10 protein-coding genes and 1 riboswitch are annotated in these 11,848 nt (G+C 59.3%); of the genes, 5 read left to right on the top strand and 5 right to left on the bottom strand.

All coding sequences use genetic code 11. The features are described 5' to 3' along the window. Window positions 1-8 precede the first annotated feature (8 nt). Together JNB88_RS15745 and gor are read left to right on the top strand one after the other, a co-directional pair. Window positions 9-593, top strand: a complete 585-nt coding sequence (locus tag JNB88_RS15745) for a DUF2059 domain-containing protein (RefSeq protein WP_220356263.1) — start codon at window positions 9-11, stop codon at window positions 591-593. A gap of 109 nt (window positions 594-702) precedes the next feature. Beyond that, window positions 703-2,088 carry a glutathione-disulfide reductase gene (gene gor, locus JNB88_RS15740; protein ID WP_220356262.1) on the top strand — a complete coding sequence of 462 codons (1,386 nt, stop codon included), beginning with the start codon at window positions 703-705 and terminating at the stop codon, window positions 2,086-2,088. A 14-nt stretch (window positions 2,089-2,102) separates the two neighbouring features. Here gor and JNB88_RS15735 read toward each other — a convergent pair whose 3' ends face one another. After that, window positions 2,103-3,377 (bottom strand): hypothetical protein, encoded by a 1,275-nt coding sequence (locus tag JNB88_RS15735; RefSeq protein WP_420832192.1) that lies wholly within the window; start codon window positions 3,375-3,377, stop codon window positions 2,103-2,105. A 385-nt stretch (window positions 3,378-3,762) separates the two neighbouring features. Between JNB88_RS15735 and JNB88_RS15730 the strand changes: the two genes are divergently transcribed. Continuing rightward, window positions 3,763-5,136, top strand: a complete 1,374-nt coding sequence (locus tag JNB88_RS15730) for a class II 3-deoxy-7-phosphoheptulonate synthase (RefSeq protein ID WP_037129175.1) — start codon at window positions 3,763-3,765, stop codon at window positions 5,134-5,136. A gap of 89 nt (window positions 5,137-5,225) precedes the next feature. Here the strand turns inward: JNB88_RS15730 and JNB88_RS15725 are convergent, their stop codons facing one another. From JNB88_RS15725 to JNB88_RS15715, 3 genes are all read right to left on the bottom strand, one after another. Continuing rightward, window positions 5,226-6,101, bottom strand: coding sequence for a hypothetical protein (locus JNB88_RS15725; RefSeq protein ID WP_220356261.1), 876 nt, complete (start codon window positions 6,099-6,101; stop codon window positions 5,226-5,228). Window positions 6,102-6,234: 133 nt separating this feature from the next. Next, the gene (locus JNB88_RS15720; RefSeq protein ID WP_220356260.1) at window positions 6,235-6,759 is read right to left on the bottom strand and encodes a DUF1003 domain-containing protein; all 525 of its coding nucleotides are present in this window, start codon (window positions 6,757-6,759) and stop codon (window positions 6,235-6,237) included. Window positions 6,760-6,840: 81 nt separating this feature from the next. Then, window positions 6,841-8,769, bottom strand: coding sequence for an LTA synthase family protein (locus JNB88_RS15715; RefSeq protein ID WP_223217219.1), 1,929 nt, complete (start codon window positions 8,767-8,769; stop codon window positions 6,841-6,843). Window positions 8,770-8,976: 207 nt separating this feature from the next. Between JNB88_RS15715 and JNB88_RS15710 the strand changes: the two genes are divergently transcribed. Further along, on the top strand, window positions 8,977-9,810 hold the full coding sequence (locus JNB88_RS15710; RefSeq protein WP_220356259.1) for a TolB family protein: 834 nt from the start codon (window positions 8,977-8,979) through the stop codon (window positions 9,808-9,810). A 25-nt stretch (window positions 9,811-9,835) separates the two neighbouring features. Further along, window positions 9,836-10,017: riboswitch (cobalamin riboswitch) on the top strand. A gap of 40 nt (window positions 10,018-10,057) precedes the next feature. Beyond that, window positions 10,058-10,747 carry a 5,6-dimethylbenzimidazole synthase gene (gene bluB / locus JNB88_RS15705; protein WP_220356258.1) on the top strand — a complete coding sequence of 230 codons (690 nt, stop codon included), beginning with the start codon at window positions 10,058-10,060 and terminating at the stop codon, window positions 10,745-10,747. A 4-nt stretch (window positions 10,748-10,751) separates the two neighbouring features. Here bluB and JNB88_RS15700 read toward each other — a convergent pair whose 3' ends face one another. Continuing rightward, entirely contained in the window at window positions 10,752-11,834 is a 1,083-nt protein-coding gene (locus tag JNB88_RS15700) for a DUF2865 domain-containing protein (protein WP_220356257.1), read from the bottom strand. Window positions 11,835-11,848: the final 14 nt, after the last annotated feature.

The following is an 11,848-nucleotide window of genomic DNA, read 5'->3' as shown; positions in this document are numbered from 1 at the left end:
TGAAACTCATGATTAAATTTGCAGGTCTTGGCCGTTTTGCTGCTGCGACCGTTCTTATTTCGGGCGTTGTATTGGGTTCCGCACAGGCGCAGGAAGCTTCTCCGGAGCAGTTGAAGGCGGCCCGCGCCGCCATCGATGCAATCGGCGCTACCGCGCAGTTCGACAACATCCTCCCGGGTCTGGCCGAACGTTTGAAGGCTGACCTCATCCAGGATTCGCCGAACTATCAGGATGCGATCACCGCTGAAGTCGACAAGCAGGCACTGGCCCTTGCTCCGCGTCGCGCCGACCTCGAGAAGGAAGCCGCGAACACTTATGCAAAGGCGTTTTCTGTCGAAGAGCTGACGGCGATCGCCGACTTCTACAATTCGCCAGTAGGCAAGAAGCTTCTCAAGGACGGCCCCATCGCATCGCGCGAGACTGTCAAGGCTGCGGATATCTGGGCCCAGGGCATTTCCCGCGACCTGCAGAGGCAGACGAGCACCGAGCTCAGCAAGGTCATCAAGGCACCGCCACCGGCTGCCGATCCGGCGAACCCGGCTGCAACGACTGCCCCGAAGGCTGCCACCCCGGCCGCCAAGCCGAAGCAGTAAAGAGCTCAACAAAGATCGAAAGCCCGGCATCGTCCGGGCTTTTGTTTTTGCTGCGGCCGATACTATATCACTTCCAACCTCTCCAGCCGATTCCATCGGGAGTTTTCTCATGACGTCCTACGACTACGACCTCTTTGTCATCGGCGGTGGATCCGGCGGCGTGCGTAGCGCCCGCGTTGCGGCCGCTCTTGGGAAGAAGGTCGCGATCGCGGAGGAATACCGCTATGGCGGAACGTGCGTCATCCGCGGCTGCGTTCCGAAGAAGCTCTTTGTCTATGCGGCGCAGTTCCACGAGCACTTTGAAGACGCGGCCGGCTTCGGTTGGACGGTCGGCGAGAGTTCGTTCGATTGGAGGAAGCTGATTGAGGCCAAGGACGCCGAAATCGCGCGTCTGGAAGGCCTCTACAAGAAGGGGCTTGCGGGCGCCAACGCCGAGATCCTGGAAACGCGCGCCGAGCTGGTCGATGCCCACACCGTTCGATTGGTCAACACCGGCAAGACCGTGACGGCTAAGACGATCGTAATCGCGACGGGTGGGCGACCGAACCCGCACGCCGCCTTGCCGGGGAACGAGCTTTGCATTTCCTCGAACGAGGCCTTCCATCTGGAAGATCTGCCAAAGTCTATCGTGATTGCCGGCGGCGGATATATCGCGGTCGAGTTTGCCAATATCTTTCACGGTCTCGGCGTCGAGACGACCTTGATCTATCGCGGGGCCGAGATCCTGTCGCGCTTTGACCAGGATCTTCGCCAGGGGCTGCACGAGGCGATGGTCGCCAAGGGCATTCGTATCCTCTGCCACGACACGCTGCAGAAGGTTTCAAAGAAAGACGGCCGCCTTTCGGTCGAAACACTGAAGAACGGTGTGCTGACGGCTGATGTCGTCATGCTGGCGCTCGGGCGTATCCCCAATACCGAGGGCCTGGGGCTGGAAGCCGCCGGTGTGAGGACCGACGACCGCGGCGCGGTGGTCGTTGACGAGTATTCGCGTACCAATGTCCCGAACATCTACGCTCTCGGCGATGTCACCGACAGGGTACAATTGACGCCGGTCGCGATACATGAGGCGATGTGCTTCATCGAGACCGAGTACAAGAACAACCCGACCAAGCCGGATCACGAGACGATCGCAACGGCGGTCTTTTCGCAGCCGGAAATCGGTACCGTTGGTCTGACTGAGGAGGAGGCGGGCAAGCGCTACGCTGAACTCGAGGTTTATCGCGCTCAGTTTCGTCCGCTGAAGGCGACCCTGTCAGGACGCGGTGAAAAGATGATCATGAAGCTGATTGTCGATGCCGCAAGCCGCAAGGTCGTCGGCGCACACATCCTTGGCCATGATGCCGGAGAGATGGCGCAGATCCTTGGGATCACGCTGAAGGCCGGCTGCACGAAGGACGATTTCGACCGGACCATGGCCGTGCATCCGACGGCGGCGGAGGAGCTCGTCACAATGTATGCGCCGAGCTATCGCATTCGGGACGGTATTCGCGTCTGATGCCGGTCAGCCTGTCAGCCGGTGATGCGGGGCATGCGGACGACCTTGAGGAAGAGGGCCTGCATGGCCTCCGTGATGCCCTGGGTCGGCGTTACCTCGAAATACAGGCCGGGCGAAGCGCAGGTCTTCATCCGTGTCGGGATTTCAGCCTGGAACGGCTTGATCCAGTCGTTGTACCAGTCGTTGGTCGGTAGCGGCAGGTACGTTGTGTAGAGAACGGCAATCTTGATGCCGCGATCCTTGGCTTCCTTGCAGAAGGATGTGTCAATCGGTTCCTGGCAGCGGCGTCCGGTTATCTTCTTCGTGCAGGTCGAGGCCTTGTAGCTGTCGCCGACGCCATCGGACACGAAGAAAATGATCTTTTGGGTGTCGGCAGACGTCGCTCCCGACCCCCCCGTTCCGATTTTCTTCCTGAGTTCCGTAAGCGCGGCGTCAAAGTTCGTCTGGGTGTCGTCGTTGTAACCTTGCTTTGGGATGGTCATGAGGTCGAGGACGTACTCGCTGTCACCCAATTGGGGATTCGGTGTCTTTTCGGAGACCTTGTTGCCGACGCTATCGAGATTGGGTGTAAGCGACACGATTTCACTCAATGCGGCGCTCTCTGCCTTCGCGCCAAAGCTGTAGACCGCCATTTGAAACTGATTGTCCGTGTCCGCTTTGGCCGTTGCGGTCAAGGCCTGCGTTGCCTGACGCACCACGTCGATGCGCATCGTCACATTGTTCTTCTTGGCAAGCGTATAATAGTCGTTGCCCTTGTTGGCGCCGCTCTCATGGCAGGCAAAGGCGCAGGATGCATTCGACTTGTTGTTCTTCGTGAGACTTACCATCTTGTCGACGTCGGTCGGTGTCGCGCCGACGCCCATGGACGGTGTGTTGTCGATCAGGATGTAGAAATCCATGAAGGAGGCCGTCTGGACCGTGGCCGTGGCGGTGCCCGATATTTCCACGTTCTTGCGACCGAAGATCTGCATGAACGTCGTCGGCACGGTCGCGCTGAAAGAGACAGACGAATTCAGCTTGTTCGATGCCCGGCTCACCTGAATGTTGACGGCAACATCGCTTACAGGCAGTTCGCCCTGCATCTGGCCAAGGAAGATGTCGCGTGCTTGTGTCTGTCCGGCCGAGACGGGTCCGTCGCCGGTCATCTTTATGGCCGCGGCTGCCGCATCCGATTTTGCCGAGATGGCGCCGACGGCCGCGGCATCGGCTGCGGCATAGAGTTGGGTGCGCAGGCTCAGCGCGTGCGCGAAATCAACAGCCAGGCCCGCAGAGCCGATGAGCGGCACCATGAGAATGGCTGTGAGGATGCCGAAATTTCCGGAACGGTCATTACAAAAGCGATGCAAACTGCGCACGAGGTCGGTCCCACGGTTCCACCAAGCATCGGTGAACAAAGCGAGCCGTCATGCCACGCCATTAGAATTAAGGGTGTCTTCTAGCGGACAAGCTTAAATTAGATACAAAGTGTCTTGGTATATTGATCGTTAATCGCGATCCGACTGTTTGAAAATGAGCCGACGAGTTCCTTTATATCTCCCGGTGCTCTTCGACGGAATCGCAGAGCCAAAGGGCGGAAACGGCGCTATGCAAGATGGCGCTAAAGGTTTATAAGCCGCCGAACATTTTTAGGACGTGACATCCGGATCAGACCGGATGCTGGAACAGGTGAGTGAGATGGCACAGAATTGGACTCCGAACAGTTGGCGGCAAAAACCGATCCAGCAGGTTCCGGACTATCCGGACCAGGCGGCATTGGCAGCAACGGAAGCCCAGCTCGCATCCTATCCGCCGCTCGTTTTTGCCGGTGAAGCACGCCGGCTGAAAAAGCACCTCGCCAACGTCGCCGAAGGCAACGGTTTCCTGCTGCAGGGCGGTGACTGTGCGGAGAGCTTTGCCGAACATGGCGCGGACAACATCCGCGACTTCTTCCGCGCGTTCCTGCAGATGGCCGTCGTACTGACATTCGGTGCGCAGCTTCCGGTCGTCAAGGTTGGCCGCATCGCGGGCCAGTTCGCCAAGCCGCGTTCCTCCGGGATCGAGACCCAGGACGGGATTTCGCTGCCGAGCTACCGTGGCGACATCGTCAATGGCATCGAGTTCACGGAAGAGGCCCGTATTCCCAATCCGGAGCGTCAGGCGATGGCATATCGCCAGTCGGCCGCAACGCTGAACCTTTTGCGCGCTTTCGCGATGGGCGGTTACGCCAACCTCGAGAACGTGCATCAGTGGATGCTTGGCTTCGTCAAGGATAGCCCGCAGGGTGAGCGTTACCGCAAGCTTGCCGGCCGTATCAGCGAAACCATGGATTTCATGAAGGCGATTGGCATCACCTCGGAAAACAATCCGAGCCTGCGTGAGACGGATTTCTTCACGAGCCACGAAGCCCTGCTGCTCGGCTACGAGGAAGCGCTGACCCGCGTCGACTCGACGTCTGGCGACTGGTACGCGACTTCGGGCCACATGATCTGGATCGGTGACCGCACGCGCCAGGCTGATCACGCGCATGTTGAATACTGCCGTGGCATCAAGAACCCGATCGGTCTCAAGTGCGGCCCGTCGCTGCAGGCTGACGATCTGTTGAACCTGATCGACATCCTGAACCCGCAGAACGAAGCGGGACGGTTGACGCTGATCTGCCGCTTCGGCCACGACAAGGTTGCCGAGCACCTGCCGCGCCTCATCCGCGCCGTTGAGCGCGAAGGCCGCAAGGTCGTCTGGTCCTGCGACCCGATGCATGGCAACACGATCACACTCAACAACTACAAGACCCGTCCGTTCGAACGGATACTGTCGGAAGTCGAGAGCTTCTTCCAGATCCATCGCGCCGAGGGTTCGCATCCGGGCGGCATCCACATCGAGATGACCGGCAAGGACGTTACGGAGTGCACCGGCGGCGCCCGTGCGGTGACGGCAGAAGACCTGCACGACCGTTACCACACCCACTGCGACCCGCGCCTCAATGCCGATCAGGCATTGGAGCTTGCGTTCCTGCTTGCCGAGCGCATGAAGGGCGGCCGCGACGAAAAGCGGATGGCCGTGAACGGCTGATCAATCAAGACGACCAAAAAAGGCCCGGCAATGCCGGGCCTTTTTTGTTTGGAGCGAGGGGCGTGGTATCGATACGCCAATTGCCGGCGTTAGCGGATTTGCCCGGCTGCCCAATGGATAGCGCTGTCCAGTTCGGCAAATTTCGCGGACTGCCAGTAGAAATAATCTTCGATGAATGTCCGGGAGAGCCATAGCGCGCCGCGGTTGCGCGGGTTTTCCCAGCCAAGCATGCCGTCCGTCTCAGCCTTCTTGAACATCCGTTTCACATTGGTGAGGGAGATGCCGAATTCGTGCGCGATTTCGCTGATCGTCACGCCTTTCAGCAGTGTGCGCTCGTGCTGGCGTGCATCATCGGGAAGGCGACTGATCAGGTCGTGCAGCACGAGACCGCCGACATCGGACCAGAGGAAGTGGCCGATACTGCTCCGTGGCTCCTTCCAGATCGGTTCCTGGATGAGAGCGCGTGCCGCGCGCGGCTGCGCGAGAAGAAACAGTCGCGGGTCGCCTGCGGTTCGACTCGCCCGACTGCCTCCATCGAGTTGATCGAGGCAGGCCATATGTCCCTGGAACCATGAAGCCATGGCCTCCTCGCTCGTCTCTGTCGTTTCGAGGCGACGCATGCGCCGATCAGGCGTTTCATCGGGAGCATCCCGCAGAAACCTGTAGGCGATGAGTTCGGCAAGGAACGAGGCCGCCGTGTTCTTGCTGGCGAGATTGAACTCCTTTGCCGCTTGCATCATGCGACCAGCCGTGAGGCCTGAGCGCGGATTGCCTTTGTCGCGCGAGGCGTGCATGGCGAAGAGTGTTTGCGTCAGAAGCCACTTTCGGTGCGAAGCGGCGAGGCGGGCTAGACGCGGAGCGCGTTTATGGATGCCGATAAGATGCAATGCTATCTGGCGTTCGATCGACAGAAACAGAGGGTGATGAAGAATTTCATCGCGTGTGTGCGGTCGGCCAGTGAGCATGATCTTGTGCGGTCGGATCGGATAGGTTCCCGTTGCTCCTCTTACATTTGTAACGGTGTTTCAATGCGGGACTTGGTTAGTGGATCGTTAATCGCTTGGTATAGTTAAATTCAAAACATCGCGGATCGGGCCATCAACTCGGCAGGCGCTGGTTCAGGCGCTCGATGTCTTCGCGCAATGCTGCGATTTCGGTAAGCACGCGCATGTCTATCTTCTGATGCAGGGAAAGGACTTCCAGTTCTGCTTTGAGGTTGACTTCATAGTCTTTGGCCGCCTCGAAACGATCTCGCTCGGCCTGCCGGTTCTGCGACATCATGATGATGGGAGCCTGGATCGCAGCAAGCATCGAGAGCACGAGGTTGAGGAAGATGAACGGATAGGGGTCGAAGGCGCGTGTCAGCAATATGATCGTGTTTACGACACACCAAAAGACCAGGAACAGCAGGAACGCAATAATAAAGGACCATGAGCCGCCCACCCGGGCAATCGCATCCGCCAAGCGCTCGCCAGTGGAGGACTCCGCCCGAAGAGCGGCATTGATGTCGGTCGAAATTATCTTGCGTTCATGCGCCTTTGCGAGAACGCGCTTCTCAATGTCGTCGAGTTCATCGACCGGCTTGTCGAAGTGGTGGTGGATGAAGTCCGAGAAGTTATGCATGGCCGACTCCGAATGCTAGATCGCTCGGGCGCCAGTATTCCGTAATGTTTTCAAATTGCAATGCGGGCTTGTGCCGCTCTTCTAGCTGCCCGGCGCATACAGCCAGGCGTGTTGCGGGAAGAAGCGCTCGAGCGTCTGAGCCTTACCGAACATGATGTCATGCTGGAGGTATCGATAGTCCCGCACAAGGGGATCGAGGTTCTTCGGCTTCAGCACCCAATCTGGAGACGGCGTGTTGTCGCGCGCAATCAGTTGGTAGCGATCGATGACGCTGTACTTCTTCTGCACGCGACCGAGGAAGCCCGTGTAGTAGGGGTGCTCGAAGCCGGCGAACTTCAGGAGATGGTAGGGCAGCAGCGACGGGCTGATTGTACCGACATCCTTCTTGTTGCCTTTCTTGTTAGACCAGATGACGAGCGGAGTCTCATGCTCCTGCTTCATGACGCTGACAGATGCCTTGCGGGTGGCAACCTGATCCGGCATGTAGCCGGTCGCCATGTAGACATTGCCAAGCGGCGGCAAGTGGTCGCCCCAGAGCACGATGATCGTTTCACGCTCGCGTTTTTCTGCCCAATCCATCAGCATCTTCAGGCTGTCGTCGGCTTCCTTGACGCCCTGCGTGTAGGTGGCAAGCGTCGCCCGGTCGGCGTCGTTCAGGTTGCCTTGTATGTCGATGGTGTTGTGTGCGTAGCGGTTCGGCTCGTACGGTCCATGTCCCTGGAGGGTGACAGCGAAGAAGAAGAATGGGCGATCCATGCCGTCAGCTTCGTTCATGATTTCTTTCATGAGCGAGTCGTCGGAAGCGAAGATGCCTCTCTTTTCCATCGGAGGCATGGTTTCCTCCGAGCGGAACTGCTCAAAGCCGAAGTCCTTGTAGACTTCGTTGCGGTTCCAGAACCAGCCGCTGAACGGATGCAATGACCGGGCAGCATAGCCTTCACCGCGGAAGAACGTGGCAAGCGAGGGGAGGTTGCCGCGAATGTACTGTTGATAGGGAATGCTGCCGTACGGCAGGAACGCATTCGAGAAACCTGTCAGCGCCTCGTATTCGACGTTGGCGGTCATGCCGCCGAACTCGGGCGAGAATACATGGCCCGACTGCTCGGCGCGGATAGTGGGCATGGGGTCGGCCGACAGGCTGAGCGTCTTCAACCGGGTCGGATCCCAGAACGATTCACTCATCAGCATGATCACGTCCGGCTTTTCGCGCGGACCGCTGAGATAGCCATAGTTGCGACCCGGGATAGCATCAAGCGCCTGTGTGCCGAAGCCGGCGGGTGCCGCCACGTCGGCCATCGGAATGTTGAAGATGAAGGCGAGAATGAAGCCGTTGCTGCGGTAGTTCTCGTGCTGGTCCCACATCATGGGCACCACCTGAAGTCGGTCGCGTATGTAGGAATATTGGGAATAATCCATCAGCGACCCGAAGGCGGCAATCATGGGCAGGCCAAGGCACAGGCGCCTGAGGCGAGATGCCTTCGAAAGCTGTGGGAAGCGACGCCAGGCGAACCGCCACAGGATGACAATCCCCGCAACGGAGAGAGCGATGCCGGCGACCATCGCAACCGCCGTCCATGGGCGGTCGCGTACCATAACGGGCAGCAATTCCATGATCTGGCGGCCGAAAAGGACATCGGACGGATAGAGTGGGTCAGAGAGGTAGTGCTGCTTCTGGTTGGAGACGATCGCGGGAACGAGCACGACCGGCAGAACGATCAGCGCTGAAATGAAGCGTCTACCCAGTGCCGCATCCAACGAAAGCATGAGTACCGTGAGCATCACCACCGTCGTCATGCCTGGACGAGCAGGTGATGTCAGGAACTCGCGTACATCGGCAAGCCCGTCGCGGGCGACCATTTCAACTGTTGCGGTGGCGAAGAGAGCAAGGAGGGCGGAAATGCCGACCCCGAGCGCCGAGCGTATAGCGGGCGACCGTACGCTTCCCCCAAAACCGGTGGAACGCGACGCAACACGTGCTGCCGCTGCAGACTTCATTACCAACGCGATCAACCGGAAAACTCCAACGTCATAAAAGCTTCACCGAACTGTCACACCTTTGTCATGAACGCTAGATGAACCATGAAGTTTCCCGCATTTGTGATTGGTGGATAACCGGAGACCGCCCGCTATTGCAGCTCGATGTGAGCCGGCCGGTTGCTTGTGCTCAGCAACCAGTCGTCGTAGTTCAGGGCAAGTTAGATTCATGGAGGATTTGGATTGCGCAGTTCCGTCGAGATCTACAACATCAGGACAGGCCAGGCGCGGGTTGTCTGGAAAACCACGCAACTGGTCGAAGCCCCGAATTTTTCGCCTGACGGAAGCTATCTGCTGTTGAACGGCGACGGGCTTCTCTATCGGCTGGCGCTTGATGGTTCAGGTGAAGTCGTGAAGGTGGATACAGGTTTTGCGACCGCCTGCAACAACGATCACGGCATTTCCCCCGACGGAAGCCAGATCGTCATTTCGGACAAGACTGAGTTCGGCAAGTCGACAATCTATGTGCTGCCCGCCCAAGGCGGCGCGCCGCGCCTCGTGACTGAGAACCAACCGTCGTACTGGCATGGCTGGTCGCCAGATGGGAAGGAGCTTGCCTATTGCGGGATCCGTAACGATCTCTTCGATATCTACACGATTTCCGTCGACGGCGGTGAGGAGAAGCGGCTCACGCACGGGGAAGGGCGTAACGACGGGCCGGACTATTCGGCGGATGGCAAGTGGATCTACTTTAATTCCAGCCGTACGGGGCTCATGCAGATATGGCGCATTCATCCCGATGGGACCGGTCTCGAGCAAATCACGAGCGACAACTATGGGAACTGGTTCGCCCATCCGTCGCCCAACAATGACAAGGTGCTGATCCTTTCTTACGACCCTGACGTTTTCGACCACCCGCGCGATCTCAATGTACGCCTGCGGCTGATGGACATGGACGGGGGTAACCTGACGACGCTCTTCGACCTCTTCGGCGGGCAGGGAACGATCAACGTGCCCAACTGGTCTCCATCCGGGGACGAATTCGCTTATGTGCGTTACTATCCGGTCTCCTCGTGAAGGATTGCGTCCAGCGACTTTTATCGGCATAGATCGCCCGTCGGGTGCCCGCCTAGGCGGGAGAATCGGGAATTCGGTGCAAGACCGGAACGTGCCCAACGCTGTAAGGCTGACGCCTGCCGCAACAAGCCACTGGCTAAACCGCCGGGAAGGCGCGGCAGTCGGATGACGCCAAGTCAGAAGACCGGCCCGACATCATAGACTGCCCCGCGCGGACGGCGGGCGGTTGTGTTGTTGGGGATTGACGATGCGACCAGACCATTCAGGCTCTCTGTCGGGAGCTGCTGCCTTTTCGACCGAGGAGCGCGACGCCGTATACAGGGCAATCTCCACGCGCCGTGATGTGCGATCGGAGTTCCTCCCGGATCCTATACCGCAAGACGTTGTCAACAGGCTGCTGACCGCGGCGCACCATGCGCCGTCTGTCGGATTCATGCAGCCCTGGAACTTCATTCTGGTTAGCGACCAGCAGGTGAAGGAGGAGGTGTGGCAGGCGTTCGATCGCGCGAACCGAGAGGCCGGCGAGATGTTTCAGGGGGAGCGACAGATGCTTTACCGGTCGCTCAAGCTGGAGGGCATTCGAGCCGCGCCGCTGAGCATTTGCGTTACCTGCGATCCGGATCGCTGCGGAGATGTCGTTCTCGGGCGAACGCACAACCGGCGGATGGATTCCTACTCGACGGTCTGTGCCGTGCAGAACCTTTGGCTTGCCGCTCGGGCCGAGGGCGTGGGAGTCGGCTGGGTGAGCATCTTTCACGAGTCAGACATAAAGAGGATCCTCCGCGTGCCCGAGCGGGTGGAGATCGTGGCGTGGCTGTGTCTCGGCTACGTCGATCAGCTCTATGAACAGCCGGAACTGGCGGTCAAGGGCTGGCGCCAGCGACTGCCGCTGGATGAGCTTGTATTCACGGATCGTTGGGGCAGTCCTGCGGACTAGGCAGTTATTGCTGCTGTGGCTGCGGGCCCGGCTTTGCCGGGTTCTTGAGGTCGATGGTGCCCTGGTCGCCTGCGAGGAACTGCGGGCCAATCTGGCGGACCTTGCTTGCCGGGTCGTAGGGCCTGTCCGGCACCTGAGGCTGCGGAGTGGCCGGTGTAGCAGTCTGGATCTTGGTTTCGGGTTTCTTGGTTTCGATCGTGGTGATCGAGCCCTGTTGCGGCGGCTCGCTGATCGATTGGCCCTTCCGCGTTCGTTCGTAGTAGGCGCTAAGATCGCAACTGCAGGACGATTTTTCGCCAGGCTTACGGTTCTTGTACGCGAAGGCATTCGGCATGGAGCTGTAGGGAGCGCCGGTTGCAGCCGAGATCATCTGAGATGTCTCTGTGCTGGAGACGTCGTGATAGAAGAGCTCGGTGTCGATGCCGGGGCACATCTTCGAGCAGGTGTCGGCATCGCGCGCAAAGTCCTGCGAGGTTGCGTTCGAGCTCAGCGGAAAGAAGCCGCCGTCGCAGGTTCGCACGCAGACCGTGTTGAGGTGCGAGAGTGTCGACATGCCCGGAATGCCGTAGCGGCGCTGATTGGGATCGCCACCCAACGGAATGAAGGTATCGTTTCGGCGCGCCTGATCCTCGATGCTTGGCGGCGGGTCGTAGCCGTCTGCGCTGTCCGCCGGCCACTGTTCCTCGTGGCACCCGTTGTCATCGAGCGCGGCAAGAAGTTCGTTCCTTGCGCGAACATCCTCGCTCTGGCCGCGCAGTTCGTCACGACGCTGCTGGAGGTAGCGTATGTTGTCGACCATCTTGGACTCTGCGCGCTCGAGCTCGCCGCAGTATCCGTCGTCATCGCCGATTACGACCATGCTGCCGCTCGTGCAGCCATTCTGGCGCAAATCGCTGCGGACCTTGCGAAGCTCAAGGTTCTGTTCGGCGATGGCGCTGGCGTACTTGCGTACCTCGGGCGTGCTGCCGATGATTTGCGGCAAGTCGGCAAGACGGGCGCGCAGATCGCCACAGATCGCCGGGACCTGGGCGTGGGCCGGACCGGCCAAAGCAAATGCGGTTGCGAGTGACAGAATCCAGCGGTTCAAGGCATCGTCCCATC

It is taken from the genome of Rhizobium cauense (genome assembly GCF_019511525.1).
Lineage (GTDB): Bacteria > Pseudomonadota > Alphaproteobacteria > Rhizobiales > Rhizobiaceae > Rhizobium > Rhizobium cauense.
Note: the sequence above shows the minus strand (reverse complement) of the source record. Positions and strands in the feature narration are given on the sequence as shown.